This is a genomic window from Blautia sp. St.27G3 (genome assembly GCF_059728505.1).
The window spans coordinates 65,105-86,865 of record NZ_BAAGFO010000002.1 but is presented as its reverse complement, the minus strand read 5'-3'; the positions used below and the strand labels follow the sequence as shown (position 1 = coordinate 86,865).

At 48.8% G+C, this 21,761-nt stretch carries 11 protein-coding genes; all 11 read right to left on the bottom strand.

Features of this window, described 5'->3' with window-relative positions; genetic code table 11:
- Positions 1-128: 128 nt before the first annotated feature.
- Positions 129-11,189 (bottom strand): RHS repeat-associated core domain-containing protein, encoded by an 11,061-nt coding sequence (locus AC6I2O_RS09920; RefSeq protein WP_497742559.1) that lies wholly within the window; start codon positions 11,187-11,189, stop codon positions 129-131.
- Positions 11,190-11,450: 261 nt separating this feature from the next.
- On the bottom strand, positions 11,451-11,930 hold the full coding sequence (gene rlmH, locus AC6I2O_RS09915; protein WP_497742558.1) for a 23S rRNA (pseudouridine(1915)-N(3))-methyltransferase RlmH: 480 nt from the start codon (positions 11,928-11,930) through the stop codon (positions 11,451-11,453).
- Between the two features lie 26 nt (positions 11,931-11,956).
- Positions 11,957-12,127, bottom strand: a complete 171-nt coding sequence (locus AC6I2O_RS09910) for a hypothetical protein (protein WP_497742557.1) — start codon at positions 12,125-12,127, stop codon at positions 11,957-11,959.
- The gene (locus AC6I2O_RS09905) at positions 12,102-12,236 is read right to left on the bottom strand and encodes a hypothetical protein (protein ID WP_497742555.1); all 135 of its coding nucleotides are present in this window, start codon (positions 12,234-12,236) and stop codon (positions 12,102-12,104) included. The genes AC6I2O_RS09910 and AC6I2O_RS09905 overlap by 26 nt, the downstream gene beginning before the upstream one ends.
- 380 nt (positions 12,237-12,616) lie before the next feature.
- Positions 12,617-14,008, bottom strand: coding sequence for an NADPH-dependent glutamate synthase (gltA, locus tag AC6I2O_RS09900; protein WP_120391670.1), 1,392 nt, complete (start codon positions 14,006-14,008; stop codon positions 12,617-12,619).
- Positions 14,008-14,901 carry a sulfide/dihydroorotate dehydrogenase-like FAD/NAD-binding protein gene (locus tag AC6I2O_RS09895; protein ID WP_120391669.1) on the bottom strand — a complete coding sequence of 298 codons (894 nt, stop codon included), beginning with the start codon at positions 14,899-14,901 and terminating at the stop codon, positions 14,008-14,010. Before AC6I2O_RS09895 ends, gltA begins: the two co-directional genes overlap by 1 nt.
- A 180-nt stretch (positions 14,902-15,081) precedes the next feature.
- Positions 15,082-18,294 carry an FtsK/SpoIIIE family DNA translocase gene (locus AC6I2O_RS09890; RefSeq protein WP_120391668.1) on the bottom strand — a complete coding sequence of 1,071 codons (3,213 nt, stop codon included), beginning with the start codon at positions 18,292-18,294 and terminating at the stop codon, positions 15,082-15,084.
- A gap of 89 nt (positions 18,295-18,383) precedes the next feature.
- On the bottom strand, positions 18,384-19,259 hold the full coding sequence (locus AC6I2O_RS09885; protein WP_120391667.1) for an undecaprenyl-diphosphate phosphatase: 876 nt from the start codon (positions 19,257-19,259) through the stop codon (positions 18,384-18,386).
- Positions 19,260-19,438: 179 nt separating this feature from the next.
- Positions 19,439-20,125, bottom strand: coding sequence for a ClpP family protease (locus AC6I2O_RS09880; protein ID WP_120391666.1), 687 nt, complete (start codon positions 20,123-20,125; stop codon positions 19,439-19,441).
- A 128-nt stretch (positions 20,126-20,253) separates the two neighbouring features.
- Positions 20,254-21,024, bottom strand: a complete 771-nt coding sequence (locus AC6I2O_RS09875; protein WP_120391665.1) for a CFI-box-CTERM domain-containing protein — start codon at positions 21,022-21,024, stop codon at positions 20,254-20,256.
- Positions 21,025-21,028: 4 nt separating this feature from the next.
- A complete protein-coding gene (locus tag AC6I2O_RS09870) occupies positions 21,029-21,757 on the bottom strand; it encodes a YebC/PmpR family DNA-binding transcriptional regulator (RefSeq protein ID WP_120391664.1) in 729 nt (242 codons plus the stop codon).
- Between the last annotated feature and the right edge of the window lie 4 nt (positions 21,758-21,761).

The following is a 21,761-nucleotide window of genomic DNA, read 5'->3' as shown; positions in this document are numbered from 1 at the left end:
TGCGTTCGTATACACCACAGTAAATTGAATAGACAATGAGTATCTGGTACTGACCAATTGCAATCCAAAAAGGAGTAATATTTCTACATGAAAAATAATCTGAATAGCCTAAAATATTATATACGTTCTTACGGTTGATAAAAAATGTGTCCATCAGGTGATTTTGATGGAACTGGGTTTCCATTGATGTCCAACAAATTACCTTTATTATCGTATAAATGCATATGCTGATATGGTGTCATCTTATCTGCCGGATCTATACGAAGTCGCATTCTTCCATTTGGATCTTTAATATGAATACGACCATTATGCTCTTCATATTTCCAACCATCTGGTAACTTTTCTTTTAATTCTTCTGGACTAAGTTTATTTATTTCTTCCGGAGTCAATTCATTAAGTTTTCTATCATCGACCGTTTCATTTGGTGTTTTCTTCGCTTTATCTTTTTCTTTATTCTTATCTTTTTCCTTTGCTTTCCCCGTAGACTGATTCTCCTCAGACACCTCCCCCTCTGGCTCGACTCTTCCCTCCTTTTCGTCGCCCTTGGATTCAAGCAGTTCTCCAACCAATGTGACAATTCCCATTCCGGCTAATGCGCTTATAAAAACCTTGCCACCTGTCACAATCCAGGGCCATGCTTGTGGCAGAAGCTCCACCACCACCGGAGCCGCTATAGCGGTTCCAGTCTTGACTGCTTTATTCGGCACCAGAACCGCTTTTTTCTTCGAATCTGAATTTTTTGATGCACTGCATGCTTTTGAAGAACTCTTTGTCCCACTATTTTTTTGCACAGTCCCAATCTTTTGGTTGTTTCTTGCTGCTGCCGGAACACTTCCATTCTTTTGCTGAGATCCTGACAGGCCCCTGCTTCCTGTGTTAGTTGTATACCCATAGTTTTTCGACTGGGTCTGTTTGCCAGTACTTTGGTAAGAAGAACTGCCCTGATTACTACTCTGATTTTTATTCTGTTTTGCCGTACCTGTATAACCGGCCGTACTTTTAGGTGTTTTCGTTCCCGTCCCTGTCCTTGCTCCGGATACCCCCTGCTGTCTGTTCCTGTTGTTCTGATATTTATAACCAGCATAAGCCCCTCCAACTGCCAGGCCAATCCCGATACCAACCAGAACCAGGATCTCACCACTTGGATCCTCATACATGACCGGATTATTCTGCACATACACATACCGGTTTAAGGACTGCGGCTCCCTTGCATCCCCGCGCACGGTATCCGGCTGGTTGAAACGCATGGCAGCCGGTTCATAAAACCTTGCCCTCAGGTAATAACTTCCGCTCACCGCATCATAGGCTTCCCCATTGTACAGGAACCCTTCCCCTGCGTTTTCGCCTTCTGCGCAGACCAATTCCCCGAACGGTGTATAGCGGTAACTGCTCTTTCCCAAATAGCCAGCCAAAACAGCGTGTCCGCCAGACTCTGCCTGTGTTTTTACCCCTTCCGGAATATTTTCCTGCCTGATTGTCCCGGCCACACTCCCGCGCACATCATAAAGGTATTTCAGGCGCGTCCCTTCCTGGTATGCGGCAATCCGCTCCCTTCCGTATGTATACGAAGCCGTCCCTTTATCTGACTCTTCCGTAAGCACCTGCGCATATTCCCGGGCCTCATCATAGAGATAGGTGACGGCGCGGGTTTCCCCGAAGCTGTGCGTTTCTTTCTTTACCAGCAGACCGGTAGGGCCATAGGTATAAGATATCTCTGCGCCGTCATGCCCTGTGTAACCGGCCAGCCGCCCTTCCCCGTTATAGGTGTATGTGTCTTTTTTCCCATCCCCATACGTTTTCTGCCCCAGGTTCCCGTCTGCATCGTACGTGTAACGGATTTCTTCCTCTCCGTCTGACATGCAGACCAGCCGGTTCGCTGCGTCGTATTCCATGAAAACATGGCCGCGGTCTGATTCTTTTTCCGTCAGGTTCCCGGCTGCATCATACGTATAAGTTTCAAAATGCCCGTCGCTTGTTTTCCAGGAAACAATCCTTCCAAGTGCATCGTATTCATAGAACGTCTCAATATTCTGCCCGTCTTCGCTGCGACGTTCAGTCAAAATATTCCCGGCACTGTCATAAGTATAGACAAATGTAACCTTTGTTTCGCCCAGGATCTCAATCCCTGCAAGCTTTCCTGCCGCATCATACGTATAGGTGCTTTTGTTTTCTCCATCCGTCTCGCTGATACATCGTCCCAGACCATCATACTGGTAGGATACCTCCCGGCCAGTCCAGTCTTTGACTCCCGTCAGGCGGCCAAACGCATCATAAGCGTAAGAAACTGTCTTGCCATCCGGGTAAGTAAGCCCGGACAGCTTCCCGTTTTCATCATACGCATAGGAAACCGTCCCGTCCTCTTCATAGGAAGCGCTGACCAGGTTCCCTTCGATATCATACCGATACGTATTCTTCCGTCCGCTGTTCCCCGCTTCTGTCAGGTTGCCCATGTCATCCCAGGTATTCTCTGATACGCTCCCATCCGGGTAAACGGTTTTCACCAGGCGGCCCACTGCATCATATACATAAGATGTCTGCCTGCCCTTTGCATTGGTCTTTTTCGCTAAAAGCCCTTCCGGCGTGTATTCATAGCTCTGGCTGTTGCCCAGAGCGTCGGTCTCTTTGAGTAGCTGCCCGGCTGCATCATAAGTATACCGCATCTGGTGACCTAATGCATCGGTTACTTCTGCTATGTTATCCCATCCATCATATGCATACGTAGTGCTGTTCCCAAGCGCGTCTGTTACACGGATCAGCCGGTCTGCTGCATCGTACCCATATGTGGTAGTATTCCCACTTGCATCTGTACGGGCTGCTATACGGCCATTTTTATCATAGCTGTAGGAAGTCCCGCTTCCGTCAGAGGTAATATTTCCTTCCGGGTCATACGTATAAAATGTCGTTTTTCCTTCCCAGTCTGTTTCGGAGAGTTTCTGGCCCACTGCATCATACGTATAGGTAGTTTTTACCCCGCCAGTCTCTTTTTCTATCATGTTTCCATTCAGATCGTATGTATAGAAAGTTTCTACTCCATTCTTATCATAGGAAGACACATTTCCGGCCTCATCATACGTATATGCTTCGTATGATCCGTCGCGCAGCCCTTTCCAGATGAGCCGTCCGGCCTCATCGTACTCCATCTGGGTCGTACTTCCATCCGGGTAAAGGGCTTCTGTTACCTGTCCAAGTGCATTATAAGCAAATGAAACCGTAGTGCCCGTTCCATCTGTAATACTCTCTGCATTCCCTCTCCGGTCATAAACATAGGAAAAACTTCCCGCACCTGCCGTACAGGTAAGGATTCTGCCCAGCCCATCATACGTATATGTTTTCTTTTGCCCTGCTTCATCCGTCTCTTCAATCATCCTTCCGGCTGCGTCATACACAGAGACGTCTTTTCCGCCTGCCCCGTCATCAAGGACTGTGATATTCCCCAGCAAATCATATGCAACCGTTGCCTTTTTTCCAAACACATCCGTCATCCCGGTCTGCTGTCCGGCCGCATCGTATTCATACATGACAAATGCGCCATCCGGGAACGTTTCTTTGATTAAATTGCCCTGTACGTCATAAACATACGTATTTACCCCGCCGTTTTTTAATGTTTCTTCCACCATGCATCCCATGCTGTCATAGGCCATCTTCCGGCTATGTCCCAGGGCATCTGTGATACCGGTATTATTTCCGGCTGCATCATACGTATAGCTGGTTTTTCCTCCAAGCGCGTCCGTCATGCACAGGACTCTGCCCAGTGCATCATAGGTATAGGTCTTCTCTCCTCCCCTCGGATCTGTTTCCTTTATAAGGTTCCCGATCGCATCATATTCATACGCCCACCGGTTCCCCAATGGGTTCACCTGCGCCGTACATCTTCCAAGGCAGTCATATTCATACCGGGTGACATTCCCGGCAGCATCCTGTTCTTCGACCAGGTTTCCTGCAAGGTCGTAGGTGTACGTCACAGTACTTCCGTCTGCTTCAGTCACCTCTGCCTCCCGGCCCATACAGTCATACACAATGGACAGCAGCGTCCCTTCTGCATCCTCCTGCCGGATGATATTGCCCTCTGCATCATATACCAGATCAATCTGATATCCGGCCGTATTTGACGTACTTGTCATAAAACCACTGGCTGCATCGTATTCATACCGTTCCGATGCCCCGGACGGAAGTGTCATACACGTCTCCAGGTTGCGTTCATTGTACGTATGCGTTGTGGTACGTCCAAGGGCATCCGTCTCCGTTAAAAGGTTCCCGTTTGCGTCATAAGTATACTCTGTCTTATTGCCAAGCGCATCCGTTTTTGAGAGCAGGTTCCCGCCTGCACTCCAGGTATTCTCCTCCATGCCTCCGTCCGGATAAATGGTTTTTACCAGGTTGCCAAGCGCATCGTACTCATACGCTGTCGTGTTCCCCAGCTGATCCGTCATGCTAAGCATGTTTGCCTGTGCATCGTAAGTATAAGTAGTTTCGGTACCGTCCGCATACTGTACGCAAAGCTGGTTTCCGGCTGCATCATATTCATATCTGGTCCGGTTACCAAGCATGTCCTCTTCCCAAATGAGGTTCCCGGATTCATCATATCCATACGCCATACGGTTCCCAAGTGCATCTGTTACAGAATCCATATTTCCGTACGCATCATACGTATAAACGGTTTCATAGCCGAGCGGGTTCGTTTCTTTTATCACACGTCCCAGTGCATCATACTCTTTTTTCTCTTCCCCTCCATCTGCATGGACTGTTTTCGTCAAGTTCCCGGCTGTATCGTACTCATACGTTGTCGTATTCCCATTCCCATCCGTCTCAGATAACACATTCCCTTCATCATCATAGGTCCAGGCACAGTCCGTCCCATCCGGGAAAATAACCCCGGTCTGGTTCCCGTTTTCATCATACTCATACGCGATCAGCCTTCCCTGCGCATCCGTCTTTCCGACCAGATTCCCGGCCTCATCGTATGAATACAGGTACTCACCGCCATTCCCGTCCGTCTCCCGTATCGTACGCTTCTGCTCATCAAACCAGGTCCCGCTTGAGATCCCTTCTGCATCCGTTACGATGGTGTGGTCTTCCAAATATTCCAGCGTATAAATTCCGCCTTTGGCATCCTCCTGGTATACGACACGGTCCTCTTCATCGTATTCATTGTATACCTGGCGGTTCCCGGCCTTGTCATACCATTCACACATCCGGCCTTTCCGGTCATACACATAACGCACTGTATTGCCCAGCACATCAGTCACCTGCACAAGACGGCCATTCTCGTCATAACCGTAAGCCGTCTGTGCCCCGCCCGGCTGTGTCAACTTTATCAGGTGGCCCTTTTCATCGGTTTCTGCTTCTATTTCCACGCCGCCCGCAAGGCGCACTTTCCTAAGGACACCTCTGCCATCGCGCAGCAGCTGTGTGTCCTGCCCCTTTTCCGAGATTTTCTCCAATAATCCGAATTGCGAGAATGTATACGTGGTGCCCTCTGCTGTGCGAACCGCAAAGCCGTCCCCCTCTTTTTTCAGCTCCTCATGGCCGTCCCCGGTGCACAGATAGCCCTCCTGTACGTCTTCAAAAAGCACCAGCGCCCCGTCTGCTTTCCTCCATCCAATGCTTCCGTCCGCATACATCTGCAGGTACTGGCTGTACGGGCTCCCCCATCCCGGCCCGAAGAGGCCATCTTCCTCGCTGCTCTGCGCGTTATACGTCCGCAGCATATCAAAGCCCGGGCCTGACGTGCTCTCTTTTGCATAGTCCCGTGTTTCCAAAAAGAAATTTCCGGTATTAAAATTGATTGGTTCAAATCCTAGCGTGCAGTATTTGTTTGCCCCCAGCAATTCCTGGCTTAACAGACGTTCATCCCGCGGCGGCTGCGTACCAATGACAAACGTATGGTTCCCGCCGTACAGGGATGACAGTGCATCACTCTGACGGTACTCCTCCAGGTCTTTTTTCTCTGCTTCCTTTTTATCGCCCTGCATGACTACGTGGCTGGCTGATACCTGCCCGCTTTCACGTACCGCATATGGAGACTGTGTATCCGCCTCCGGGCTACCGGTAGATGTCCCGCTCCTGCCCCACTGATAAGTACGTACTTTACTCACGGCATAGGAAGCCTTTTCTTTGTAATCCTTATCAGTATAGGTTTTCTCTTCCGTCTCGCCAATGAGCTCCCCGTCGCGGTAAACCCGGTAAGTTTCCGTATAAGGCATGGTAGTGTCCGCTCCCTGCGTATCCTGCCATTTCAGCTCATAACGTTTCTCTTTTTCAAATGCGCCATAATCGGCTGCCACTGCCTGCACCGGTTCTGATACCAAATCTGCCGTTACGCTGCGCCCTGACGCACAGTACCCTTCCAGGTGCCATCCCGCAAGGGATGACCCTTCCGGCAGTTCTGCTCGTACACGCACGGTATCCGCCATTTCAGTCAGCAACAGATATTCTCCGTTTTGCATTTCCTGCCAGGTCATACCACGGTCCGCAGAGAAGAAAAATCTTCCTTCCCCGCCGCGCACAGCTGCAAGGAGACGCAGGGCACAAACCGGTCCGTCACAGAAAATATCCCCGCTCTCTGCAATCCCGGCAACGTACCCCTTATCCTCCCGCAACAGGATCCGGCTGCTCCCGCCGGTCATGGCAATCCTTCCATCCTCTGTATCAGGAAGCAATACACCCGAAAGCACACCGCTGCCTTCTTCCAGGATATACCGTGCGTCCAGCATATCATGTCCAAACGGCACTGCCGTTCCATCCAGATACCACCTGATACCTGATCTGCCAGACGCTTCTGTATTTCCTGTATGCGTAATCACGGTCAGTGCCTCTGTCACATGATCCGGACCCGTCAGGTAAAAAACTTCCGGCTTCTTTTCAAGCGATACCGTAAAAGTCTGCGGGCTAAGTTCCAGCACACCTTCTATTTCCATGCGGTATAGCTCCGGGCAGTCCTCTTGATCCCGGGTAAACAAAGCCCGTACCTGCACCTGCTCCGCCGGTTCCCCGAATACGGCATCCTCTCCCGGGATAACCGGGTTCCATACGGCTCCGCCATCTGTGGTGTATTCATAGCGGATGCTGCTGTTTCCCGGTACGAAATCCGTGACATCCAACCGCAACGCCAGCATCTTGCGGGCAGCACACAGTGTTTCACTTACCCATGCGTCCCCGCCCGGCAGGGCGCCATCTTTTCCGGTACTGCCGGTCTCTGCACCGCTGTTCCCGGAACTTTCCTTTTTCCGTGCGCCATCCTCCCACCGCATTTCCAAAAGCCGCTGCGAGCCAAGGCCGTTGCTGTAACGCACGCTGCCCTCTGCCACAGATACTGCACTTACGGTATGTGTACTGTTTTCAGAATAACGTACCCCGTCAATCAGGAAATTGCCCCCGGAAACCGCCTCTGCCAGTTCACCATCTATATAAACATAAGTATGGTCCTGTTCCCCGGAAATGCTGTAACTCCCCTGCTCCTGCGCCTTTGTGATATGCTCCGGCACATCAAGCGCAAGCGTCGCTTCAAATGGGTTCATCGAGCCATCCACACGGATGACGGTAATCGCATCCTCTGCCTCATTCCCGGCTTCATCCCATGCAGTTAAAACGACCGTCACATGCTCCCCGTCCGGGTAGCCGGAAAGATCCAAGCTGCCGCGCACTTCTGCCTCTTTTTTGCGCTCCCCGGATGGATTGTTGCTTTCAGTGGCAGATGCGTCCTTCGCCCCGGTTTCTTCCCCGGTTTCTTCCCCGGTTTCTTCCCCGGATTCCCCATTTCCGTTTCTTTCCGTTTCGGTTTCTGTATCTATGGATGCATCCGATGAGGCGAGTTCCTTTTCCGTTCCGTTACGATCCCGCGCCGTAAGTTTCCACCCGGCAAGATGGTCGTCCGTCACCAATCCTTTTATCTCACAGACTCCTTCCAGGATCGCCCGGTCTGCCGGGGTTGTGATCAGTGCCTGCGGCATTGTGGTATCCAGATACAAAACTGCCTCTTTTGTTTCTGATCCATTCCCTGCCCGGTCCCTTACACGGAACGATACCGTATGTTCCCCATCGGTAAGCCCTTTGACATCCAACGCCACACTGCCGCTTCCTGCCGTGCTCCCGATGGATTTCCAGCTGCCGTCCACCGCATACTCCATGGATGCAATGCCGCTCGTCGCATCAAAAGCCCCCTCCCACGTAAGGGTCGCTTTTTCTGCGTTTTTCCAGCCTTCCGGGACCACATGGATTTCTCCTGCCGACGGCGCAGTCCGGTCTACCAAAAACTCTGTGTATGCTTCCGTCCCGGTATTGCCGAGGCTGTCTTGCCCACGCAAAAATAGCGTATGCTTCCCGTCTGAAAGATGACGAATGTCAAGCACAAAACCGGCATACGAGCCCGCCGTACTTCCCGTATCTGTCCAGGCTCCGCCATCTATCCGGTATTCCGTCTTTGCAATCGCATTCAAATCAGACATCCCGCTCCAGGAAAGCGTAACAGTTTCCTCATTTGTATAGCCCTGCGGTGACACCGTAAGACTTTGGCCTGCCGGTCCTGTCCGGTCAATATAAAAATGTGCCCCGGTAAATCCTCCCGTATTCCCGCCTGCATCACGCCCACGCACATAAACGGTATGTTCCCCGTCACTCAAGGACGCAGTAGAAAACGTATAGCTTCCGGAAGCCACATTCTGGTCAGTATCCTGCCAGGAGGTGGTGTTATCAATCGAATACTGCACCCGTCCGTCCCCGAGCGTATCGGTAATCCCTGCACTGGTGCTGTTATAATCCCGGATTCCATTCCAGCTGATGCTTAACGTATTCCCTTTGCTGTACCCTGACGGCGTTGCTGTTACCGCTGCAGGCTGGTTCGGTGCAATCCGGTCCGGCAGGATGGCGCTTACCCCTTTATACGTTCCAGGATCAATCGCCTGCCCCAGGCTGTTTGCCGGTACAATTGTAAACTGGTAGCTAAGGTCACTGGCATGTGTCCCACCCGCGACATTTGCATACGTAAAAGCCGGGATGCACGGTAACTCCGCCCCCTTTCCGTCCCCATGCAGCTTGTAGCGCTTCTTTTCAATCTCTTCTTCGGTCGGCCAGATTCCCTTTCCGCTTGTGCTCCAGGACGTGGTATTCCCCACAAAAAAGTATTCATATGCCTTCCCGTTATAAACCCCCACATAATATCCTTCCGCTCCCGGAATGCTGTTCCACGAAAGGTTTACATAACCTGTCCCCGAGTTCGCGCTGTTCCCCTGCGCAGATGCTTTAAGCCCTGTTTTTGCTTTTGTATCAATCTCTTCATACGTAATGGAAAAGCTCACACGCTTTGCCACATTTGCATCTCCCTGGTCGGAGGACGCAAGCTCGATATAATTTCCCTTTTTTCCGCTGCCCTTGACAGCCAGCCCACAATTTTCCTTCTGGTTAAGGCTATTGAACCACGTCGATACAAGCGGTTTGATATTCACCGTATTTTTCCCCGTCGAAAGCTTCCCGCTGTAAAAAGGGGAGGAGGCACATTTCGGCTGGTTCTTTCCTGTGATTGTTGACGATTTCCACGTCTCCTCCACCGCGTAAAATTCATAATCCTGGCTGCCGCTTTGGTCCTCCACATACAGCATCACAGAGGCCTTTGTAATGACCACATGCGATGCGATATCCTTCAGGCTGTCCGGAATTGCCGGGCGTAAAAATGCGGTATAGTCGCTCCCGTCCTTGTTTCCGGCAAGCATCCGGGACTTATTTTCATCATAATGTGTCCCGCTCCCATCCGTGACATAATTATCTTCAATATCCGTATTCTTTTCGGTCTTAATCGTCGGGTCCAGCACCACTGGCCACTTACGCGCAGGGTCTGACAGCCATGCATCCGAAGGCACATACGAAAGCCGCCAGGTATCGCCTTCCACCTGTTCCATATTTACCGCAATCTCACGGCTTTCGGCCCCTGCCGCATCATACAGGAATGGCTCGGAAATAGAAAATATACGATTTCCTTCTTCATCAAGAAGGCCAAACCCATTCCCTTCCTGCACCGGTACAAGACCGGTAAGCTGCATCGCATAATCCACACGGTGTCCGCCGCAGTATCCATAAAGAATGAGTTCCTCCTTAATTCCGTCTTCCTTCTTCTCGTAGCGAATCTCCGGCTCTGGAATCTTTGCGTCTGTATTTCCCAATGTGTTTCCATCTGTTTCTGACTCTGCTTCCCAGCCGGACTCTGCCTCGGTCCCGTTTTCCCCGCCCGGTTCTGCGGTTTCCCCCGGCTCTCCTGTCTGGTCGGAATTGCCTATCCCATCCGGCTCTGCTTCCGTATTGGTATTATCAGCGTTGCCATCCGGATTCGTTTCCGCGTTTATGTCGCTGTTGCTATCCGCGTCAGTTTCCCTGTCTGTTTGGTTGTTGCCATCTGCGTCGGTTTCTTTCTCTGTATGGTTGTGGCCATCCGCATCAGTTTCCTTGTCTGTGCCGATGTTTCCATCTTCATCCGTCTCCCTATCAGGCTCACTGTCTTCGCCTGGGCTTGTTTCTTGATCCAGATCAGTTTCTCCGTCTGGGTCTTTTGCCTGATTTGTATCGCTCTTTCCGTCAGAATCCGCACTCTGATCCGGAGCAGTCTCTCCATCCGGGCCTGCTTCCTGATCTGTGTCACGCGTTCCATCCGAACCTGTCTCCGGTGCCTGTCCGCCCTGCTTTTCTTCCGATAATCCCTCCTGTGCCGCCATCGTCAGGACTTTCTCTACCGGCTCAAGCGCCGGCTCTGCATCCTCCCTGTCCTCAAAAATCTCTGCCGTAAACGAAATACCCAAATCCCCATAAGAAAGGGTAACCTCCGCATCCTCCCCTTCCCCCTCTATAGACGTTTCAAGGGACAAAGCCTCCGTTTCATCCGTCTGCCCTGTCCCTTGTGTCATCCCGCTATTCTTCTGTCCATCTTCTGAAGACACAGCAGTCCTGCTCTGCCCTGCCTTGCGCATTCCGGCTTTGCGCTCCGTGCCAGCTTCTCTCCCGTCTTCAGCCGCACTGCTGCCTGCATAATCGGAGGCCGCCAAATCTGCATAAAAAGTCAGCGTCTTTGTCCCGTCCACATGCGCACGTATCGTATAGTCCGCTCCTCTGATAACCGAATTTTCCTCACTCTGTGCCGCAACGGATAACCCTGGCTGCACAGCCATCAAACATGCCATTAAAAAACTGATCCCACGCTTTTTCATCATAATTCCTCCCTTGTATTCCAAAAAAATATAGCCTGCAAACACTTCTTTCTGAAATAAAAACACAGGCACAGCTGCACGCCACCTGAACATTCTTCAGCATTTTGGCGGCACCTGTGCCTGTATTTAATATATCATTTTCATACTGGTGATACAAGGTGAAAGTAACAGATTTTTCCATTATCCGGATTTCATTTTATACTGTTACTTTTCTTAATTCATAAAATATAAAAACAAAAATTGTTTTTGCAAATTTAAAATTTATTATTTATGATATGGCTCTCCCCTTATAATCCGGAAGCTCCGATAAATTTGTTCCAGCAAAATGACCCGCATCAGCTGATGTGGAAACGTCATTGCAGAAAAACTGAGCTGCTCATCTGCTCTGGCAAGCACCTCTTCCGAAAGCCCCAGGGAACCTCCGATTACAAAACACAGATGGCTATTTCCCTGTACCGTAAGCGCGTCAAGATGCGCCGCCAGGTTCTCAGAAGAACGTTCCGTTCCCTGTATAGCCAACGCAATTACATACGCATCTTCTTTGACTGCATCAAGAATCCGTCGTCCCTCTTTTTCTCTGATCTGCCGCTCCAGCGCTTCTCCTGCTCCGTCCGGCGTCTTTTCATCTGCGGCCTCAACGATATTCAGCGAGCAATACCGGCCCAGTCGTTTGCTGTACTCTGAAATTGCGGCCTGAAAAAATTTTTCTTTTATTTTTCCTACTGTCACCAGTGTTATTTTCATTACTCTGTCCTGCTTTCTTTTTCTCTTTAAGCAATCTGTACCACAATAATTTGCCCTGACAATCCCATCCGAACCTGGCTGCAGTCATTGATGCCTGCTCTGCATGACTCATCCAGACCGCTGCCAGACGCAAATTCTCCGGCTATAGTGTTGTAATATTGTGCTTTTTCGTTACAAAATGTCCCCATTCCAAACATAAAGATTTTCCGGATCAATCATCTGCGTATAATGTCCTGTCACAGCGTTTGCATTCTGCTTCACCCAGTCCTGCTTTTCCGCATACCACTGCTCAATTCCGTCGAGCATGGATTACTCCAGTTCCAGGCTAAAATCTCACCGTAACTCCTAATACCATTCGGACTCTGTATTTCGAAACAGCTTGCGCCGTTTGTTCTAGTATGAGCCATTGTCACACTTGCCTCTGCCGCCCGGATTCTGGCTATATACTCCAGGTCAGAGGACCATCTGATCGGCACATAATCGGCCATCGTCAGAGGATTTCCTGTAGAAGGATTCAAAACGCCTTCCTGGCATCTATCTTTTTTTCATAACATTTTCACCCTGCTTTTTCTATATGATATCTGATTCACCAAAAAGATCCCTCATACTAATGTTCAGTACAAAGGATCTTTTTATCATTCTTTCACAGCCCTATAGTCAAAAAATATTCGAAAAACGGTCTTTATTTAATTCTTAGCACTCAGGAACTCATGGATTCCCTTTGCTGCCGCTTTTCCTGCACCCATGGCAAGAATAACCGTCGCTGCGCCAGTCACAGCATCCCCGCCTGCAAATACGCCGTCTTTGGAGGTCTTTCCGGTCTCCTCGTCAGCAATAATACACTTTCTGCGGTTAACATCCAATCCAATCGTGGTTGATGAAATCAGCGGATTCGGTGATGTTCCAAGTGACATGATAACTGTGTCCACTTCCATATCAAACTCAGAACCAGGAACCTCTACCGGACGTCTTCTTCCGGATGCATCCGGCTCGCCAAGCTCCATACGGATGCAGCGAATACCGCATACACTGTCATTCTCATCTACAAGAATTTCCGTCGGATTGGTCAGCAGATCAAAAATAATACCCTCTTCTTTTGCATGATGCACTTCTTCTGCTCTTGCCGGAAGCTCTGCCTCACTGCGCCGATAAATCACATGTACCTCAGCGCCAAGGCGAAGCGCAGTTCTTGCTGCGTCCATTGCAACATTTCCTCCGCCGACAACGGCTACCTTCTTGCCGTGTACAATCGGAGTATCGTAATCCTCACGGAATGCTTTCATCAGATTGTTTCTTGTCAGGTATTCATTTGCAGAGAATACGCCCTTTGCGGTTTCACCCGGGATGCCCATAAACATCGGAAGACCTGCACCAGAACCAATAAATACAGCTTCAAATCCCTCTTCATCCATCAGCTCGTCGATCGTAACGGATTTGCCGATGATAACGTTTGTCTCGATCTTAACGCCGAGAGATTTTACATTTTCCACTTCCTTTGCCACAACATCAAGCTTCGGAAGACGGAACTCCGGAATACCGTAAACAAGCACGCCGCCTGCCTCATGCAGCGCCTCGAAAATCGTTACATCATAGCCAAGTTTAGCCAGGTCGCCTGCACAGGTAAGTCCGGAAGGACCGGAACCAATCACAGCTACCTTGCGGCCGTTCTTTGTCTCCGGCGCCGGCGGTTTGATACCGTTTTCTCTTGCCCAGTCAGCAACAAAGCGCTCCAGCTTTCCGATCGAAACAGCCTCGCCCTTAATACCGCGGATACATTTACCCTCGCACTGACTCTCCTGCGGGCAGACACGTCCGCAGATTGCCGGAAGTGCACTGGACTCAGAAATAGATTTGTAAGCCTCTTCAATATTGCCTTCTTTTACATGTCCGATGAAATCCGGAATATTAATATTTACTGGGCAGCCCTCGATACATTTGGCATTTTTGCAATGGAGACAGCGCACTGCTTCTTCCATTGCCTCTTCTTTGTTGTAACCGAGACATACCTCGTCAAAATTTGTCGCCCTAACGTTCGGCTCCTGCTCTCTGACCGGAACCTTCTTTAATACGTCTGCCATTATTTGTCACCTCCGCAATTGCCGCATCCGCCGTGATGCGTATCTCCCTCACGCAGCTTCAGCAGTTCTCTTCCCTCTTCGGTCTTGTACATTGCCTGTCTCTTCATCGCTGCATCAAAGTCAATCTTGTGTCCGTCAAATTCCGGTCCGTCCACACAGGCAAACTTCACTTCATCGCCAACCATCACACGACAGGCACCACACATACCGGTACCGTCTACCATGATCGGATTCATGCTGACAATCGTCGGCAGATCATATTTTTTTGTTGTCAGACAGCAGAATTTCATCATGATCATCGGTCCGATGGATACACAGTGATCATATGTCTTTCCTTCTTCGGTAATCAGATCGTCAATCACCTTTGTAACCATACCGCTTCTTCCGTAAGAACCGTCGTCGGTCGTTATGTAAAGATTACCGCAAACTTCCTTGAACTGATCTTCAAGAATCACGAGCTCTTTTGTCTTGGCGCCGATAATGACATCCGCCTCAACACCATGCTCATGCAGCCATTTTACCTGCGGATATACCGGAGCCGTACCTACGCCGCCTGCAACAAAAAGAATTTTCTTTTTCTTTGTTTCTTCCAGGTTCTGCTCCTCACAAAGCTCAGACGGACATCCCAGAGGCCCTACAAAATCCCGGAACGAATCGCCGGCCTGAAGCTTTGTAAACTTCTCGGTTGAAGCTCCGATTGGCTGAAATACAATCGTGATCGTACCAGCCTCTCTGTCATAATCACAGATGGTAAGCGGAACTCTCTCACCAACCTCATCCATCTTGACAATCACAAACTGTCCCGGCAGGCAGCGCTTTGCAACGCGCGGTGCTTCTACAACCATCTCATAGATGTTGCCCGCAAGCTTTCCTGCTTTCAAAATCTTATACATACTATACCTCCATATCTGTGCAGCAGGGATCTCCCGCTTTCATACTACTGTGGATTTTTCCAGTAGATCATATCCTGTTCAGTATAAAACAAAGTACTTTAAAATTCAACGAAAAAATGACAATTTCTGAGCCTTCTGCCAGCAAATAGTGGTGGAAGATTTTTCATATTCGACAACCATTTAATTCTGCTCCAGATAATTTTCGAACTCTTCCGCTGACATCAGGATTTTTCTCGGCTTGGTTCCCTCTTCCGGTCCGACCACTCCCGCCTCGGAAAGCTGATCCATAATACGGGCAGCGCGGTTAAAGCCAATCTTGAATACACGCTGTAACATACCGATCGACGCTTTGTCCTTATCAATGATAAATTTTCCGGCATCTGCAAAAAGCGCGTCACAGTCCTCATCACCACGCGCCGCCGAGGCCGCGCTCTGTACCTTTGCAATCTGCTCCTGAATCTCTGCGCTGTAGGAAACGTCTGTATTTTTATTCTTCAGGAAATCAACCACATCGGAGACTTCTTCGTCTGACACGAAAGCTCCCTGAACACGCGCTGGCTTCTGGTAGCCCTGCGGATAAAACAGCATATCACCCTTTCCAAGCAATTTTTCCGCGCCGGCCATATCAATAATCGTCCTGGAATCCACATTTGAAGTAACGGAAAAAGCGATTCTGGACGGCATATTTGCCTTGATCAAACCAGTGATAACGTTGACAGACGGACGCTGTGTCGCAATAATCAGATGAATACCGGCAGCACGCGCAAGCTGAGCCAGGCGGCAGATCGAATCCTCCACCTCTCCAGGCGCAACCATCATAAGGTCTGCCAGCTCGTCGACAATGATCACAATCTGTGGCAGTTTCTTTGGCTTGTTTTCATCTTCAATATCCGCTAAAGCCTCAATTTTTTTATTATAACCCGCCAAATCGCGCACGCCAAATTCCGCAAACTTATTATAACGATCCGTCATCTCAGCCACACCCCAGTTCAGCGCTCCGGCCGCTTTTTTCGGGTCAGTCACAACTGGAATAAAAAGGTGCGGAATCCCATTGTAAACACTTAATTCCACGACCTTAGGGTCTATCATAATCAGCTTTACATCATCCGGATGAGCCTTGTAAAGAATACTCATAATTAGCGTGTTAATACACACGGATTTACCGGACCCAGTTGCACCTGCAATCAGAAGATGCGGCATCTTTGCAATGTCCGATACGACAACCTTGCCGCCAATGTCCTTGCCGGTAGCAAAGGCCAGTCTTGATTTGTGGTTCTGAAACTCATCGGATTCAAGCAGGTCGCGCAGCGCCACAGCGCTGTTCTCTGCATTTGGCACCTCAATTCCAACAGCCGCCTTGCCCGGAATCGGGGCCTCAATTCGAATATCGGCAGCTGCCAGATTCAGCTTAATATCGTCGGAAAGGGAAACAATCCGGCTGACCTTAACGCCCTGTTCCGGCTGCAATTCATAACGCGTAACACTTGGACCGCAGCTTACGTTTGTAACAGTCACATGCACGCCAAAACTGTCCAGCGTCTGCTGCAGCTTTGCCGCGGTCTGACGAATTTCCTGCTCCTGTCCATTGCCGGACTTGCCCTTGCCTTTTTTCAGAAGCGTAAGCGGCGGATACACATACTCCGGACACACTGCCTTTGCACTTTCTGCCGCCTCAGCCTCCACACTTGCAATTCCGTCTTCAATTTCCTGCTGTGAGGAACGCGGCTGCTTCTTAGGCGCGGACGAGTTTTCAGCCGTTGCAGGCGCAGCTTTTGAAAGCTCCTGTCTGTTCACAGACTGCTTTTTCGCAGACGGCACAGTCTCTGAAACTACCTCAGCCTCCGGAACCGATATCTCTTCCAAATCATCGCAGCAATCCGGTTCATCTAATTTTGTAAAAGCAGAAAAATCGGGTTCCTTCTGCGCTGTCATCACAGAGGAGTCTGACTTGTTTTCCAACTTCGAAAGTTCTTCAACCTGTGGAACCCCTTCCTGTTCCGGCAGCCCTTCAATATGAAGTTCCACAGACTCTTGATATACCTCAAGCCCGGAATCCTTTTTCTTTTTTCCGGTACTTTTCTTTTTCGGATGCACCTGCTCCAGATCAATATAAGATGTCTCACGTTCTGCGGTATCATTGACCGGACCTCCATCTTGGGCTGGTTGTGTTCGTTCTGTCCACGTCGGAACTGGAGCCTCTGGCTGTCTCTTCGGGAGAATTTCATGAATTTCTGCCCCGATTCGCTCTGGTCTTCCCTGAAGCTTTGTGTCCATCGTCACACCGGTAATACGACGTTCCGCCCGATGTTCTCTCCCGTATACCGGAAACAGAACCGGTACATCAATCTCGGTTCTTCCCTGTTGTGCCTGATATTTCCTGTTCTGTGCATAGTCTGCCTCCACCGGCTTCGATGGATGCGTGCTGTACTGCGACCGCATCTCCCCGGAAGGTCTGCGAAGCTCCTTTTGAGAAGGCCATGCCTGCGTCTCATGGGCACTGTATCTTCTTTGATTTTTCCGGTTTTCTTTTGTCTGCGCCGCTATCTTCTGCTCGCTGTCAAATTCTGTTTTTAAAAATTCCTCAGTCTCTGCAATGCCACGCGCTTCCTGCTCACGCACCCACTCTTCTTCACGTCTGGCACGTTCCTGTCTGCGCCGCACACCGTTTTCCTTTGCGGAATGATACATCCTGCTGCTCTGCTGTTTTACACCACGCATTAGTGATTTCTGTGTAATCAGAAGCCCACAGATCAGTGCCAGAATCACCAGAATGAGTCCTGTGCCAATGTCCCCAAGCGCAGGACGCAGCAGACCACAGAGAAATCCTCCGACTATTCCGCCACCGCTCTTCTTCGCGGCGCTCATCTCATACAGTTCACGGAAATTGCTGACCGTATCGTATTCACTTGATAAAAGAGCTGTAAAACTGCACACACACAGATACAGTCCCACCGACGAAGCAAATTTCAGTCCTGCAATCCTGCTTCCCCGATTCACAATCAAAAAAGCAGTTGCTGTAAAGAAAAGCAGCGGAAAAACGTATGCGCTGAGGCCGAATGTTCCAAAACTGATATCCGATATCATCTCACCGACATATCCGCCGATTCCAAAATAACTGATAAAAATCAGAATGCAGACAGCAAGAATCAGCCACAACGCGGCCTCCTTCACAATCAGCGGATTCGTCTGCTCCCGTGGCTTCTGCTCATAGAAAGCGGCAGGTTCTGTTCTGCCGCTTCCAGTTGTTTTCCTGTTCGATGTTTTTGTTACTGCCGTTTTCTTTGGGGCAGTCTTTGCCCCTGCGCTTCGACTTGTGGCGCCTTTCCCCTTTGACGCTGTATTCGAAGCTTTGCTGCCAGACGCAGCTTTTTTCTTTGCTGTATTTGTAGCCAATTTCTTTTCCCCTCTTCTATTTCTGCCTGAAACTCTTATTCAATATCCTCAAGTCTTTTCCTGGAATTTGATCTGCCCGGGCCGAACCCTTAAATAAAAAAGTGTCCCACAATTGCCACAAGGCCGACAACAAAACAGTAATAAGAAAAATATTTGAATTTCTTATTTCGCACAATGACCAGCATCGTTTTAATGCAGATATAGCCTACTAATCCGGCAAATACCATTCCGATTGCGTAGATTCCGATCTGGCTCATATCAACCGGCTCCGCAATGACATCCTTTACCTCGAGAACTGCCGCACCGAGAATCGCTGGAATTGATAAAATAAAGGAATATTTTACAGCAAATTTCCGGTCAAGGCCACAAAAAATACAGGCTGCAATCGTTGTCCCGGAACGGGAAAGTCCCGGCAGTGTAGCAAGGCCCTGTGCGGTACCGATTGCAACACCATTTTTATAGCTCACATCTTTCGGTTTCTTTCTTCCTTCTTTGGCCAGATCAGCCATCAGAAGAAGTACGCCCGTAATCAGAAGACAGATTCCTGGTATCAGCAGAGTCTTTGATGCATCCTCAATCAGATCTTTCCCCAAAACACCAATGATACCAGTCGGAATCGTTGAAACAAGAATCAATACAACGAATTTACGATAACTGTTGTGTACCACCTTCGTGTACTTCAATGATGTTTTATGTATTCGGTTCAGGAAAAAATTTCGTGCATTTTTGAAGATATCGCCTAACATCAGGAAAAACTCTTTTATCATGTTCCAGATATCTTTATAGTACACGATAAATACTGCCACAAGCGTGCCCAGATGCAGCATAATATCAAAAAGCATACTGCCGTTCGTCTCCACATGAAAGATATTCTGAAGTATCGACAGATGTCCGGAGCTGCTGACCGGAAGAAACTCTGTAATTCCCTGGACAATGCCAAGTAAAATAGACTCAATAATTGACATAATACCCTCCTCCTAACTGCGGGCAGAAAAACCGTATGCACATATGGACTTCCTCCATCCGCTTTTACTAGTATACCATAAAATCCCGCAGACACAAGCTTTTTCGTTTTTCTGAAAAAGAGGCTTTCCATCAAAGAATCCATATCCTATTCTTATCTGAAAAGCGCTCTGAACTGGCATCAGTGTTCGGCAATTAACGCATACAGTTTTTTCAGCGCATCACTGATGCCTCCTGTTTCATTGATCAATCCTTCCCGCACTGCATCCGGACCAACGAGAATGGTTCCAAGATCCTTCGTCAAAATCCCCGTATCAAGCATCAGCTCTTCCAAACGATCCCTGGAAGCTTTGGAATGCTCAGAAATAAAACCAAGAATACGATCCTGCATCTGCCGGAAATAATCATACGTCTGAGGCGCGCCAATGACGGTTCCGCTCATACGCACCGGATGAATAACCATCGTTCCTGTTTTTACAATAAATGAATAATCTGTTGATACGGCAATCGGCACTCCGATCGAATGACTGCCTCCAAGTACCAGAGAAACGGTCGGCTTGCTGAGTGATGCAATCATCTCGGCAATGGCAAGTCCTGCCTCCACATCTCCGCCTACTGTATTCAGCAAGATCAGAAGACCGTCGATCTCCGGACTATCCTCAATAGCGGCAAGCTTCGGAAGCACATGCTCATACTTTGTCGTCTTGGAATTTGCCGACAGACATTCATGTCCCTCGATTTCACCAATTACCGTAAGAAGATGGATTCTGTGACTCAAATCTACTTCTCCCATCTCCTTAATCGCTTCGCGCTGTTCTTTATTTTTTTCTTCCTTTTCCCCGCCCTGCTTTTCCTTTTCCTGATTCATCCTGTTCCTCCTTAAATGTATATGGGATATTCCCCGATAGTATTTCCCAAAAACCGGAAAACATACCCCACAAAGAAGTACACCAGAAAGCACACGGCGAAAAACAAAAAAATCTGCAGCAGATCCGTCTACTGCAGATAAAAATAATCTTTTTTGAGGTCAAAAACCATTTGTTTATAAAGCTCCTGACATTCCTCCATCTTACCATCTTCAATCAGGGCAATACATGGAGAAAGATACTTTTTCCAGATGGAATGATAAATTTCATAGGAATTTTCCCTCTGATTGATATGCTTCACAATCGACGGGGCTACATCATAATACTCGTCAATTAATGCCTCTCCGTTTGGTAACCCTGCAAGATATGCATCCCGGTAATCGCGCAGCAAACTAAGCTCATAACAGTTGTCAGCTTTTTGAAAAGATTCACAGACAGCTGTCGTGATATAACAGAATTTTTTATGAAATCCCTTCTCCACAAAGGAAAACTCTGCTGCCTGAATATTCGATTTCGGAAATGCTTTTTTCCAGGAAGCGATGATCTTGTCCGCTAACGGCCGGGAAGAATTGCCTTTGTACTCCAGTACCATCGGAATTACAAATACCGCTACCATCATATTCAGATCCAGCTGTAAACGTTCTTTTTCGCTTTTTTTCCTGCATTCCTCTACTTTTGAAAGCGCATACTCAGCCATAGCTTCCGCCATATTTTCAAGGAACTGCTCCTTGTCAATCACGGAATTATAGCCGTTTTCAATCGCATCAAACGTAGGAACATTCTCCTGATAAAACCGCCTGAATGCATCAGAATACAGAGTTTTCTTAAAATAGCGCATCGGGTCCTCACAGCACTCCAGCAGCTTCGGCATACCTTCAATCCCGGTCAGATAGTAATTCATTTACTTACTCCTCCAAATTTGTATACACCGCCTGAACGTCATCATCTTCATCCAGAAGATCCAATGTCCGGTTCAACTGTCGCAAGGACGTCTCATCCGTAAGCGCTACATAATTCTGCGGAATCATGGTCACCTCTGCGGATGCCATCGGAATCCCTGCATTTTCAAGACTCTGACGCACTTCGCTGAAGTCTTCCGGCGAGGTCAGAATTTCATAACTGTCTTCCTCCTCAGAAAAGTCCTCTGCACCCGCGTCAAGTGCCGTCATCATCAGATCATCCGCTTCCATCTCGCATTCTTCTTTGTCAATGATGATCTGCCCTTTCTGGTCAAACATATAAGATACGCATCCCTGTGTTCCGATGCTGCCGCTTCCCTTTGTAAAAGCGTTTCGTACATTGGATGCAGTTCTGTTCTTGTTGTCAGTAAGCGCGTCTACTATAATCGCGATACCACCCGGTCCATAGCCCTCATATGTAACATACTCATAATTTACAGCGCCAAGTTCACCGGCAGCCTTTTTGATACCTCTTTCAATGGTATCATTCGGCATGTTGTTGGCTTTCGCTTTTGCAATGATATCACGCAGTCGGCTGTTGTTAGCCGGGTCTGATCCGCCTTCTTTTACCGCTACTGCAATTTCACGGCCGATGATTGTAAAAATCTTTCCCTTTGCCGCGTCATTTTTTTCTTTTTTGTGTTTAATGTTAGCAAATTTTGAATGCCCTGACATAACT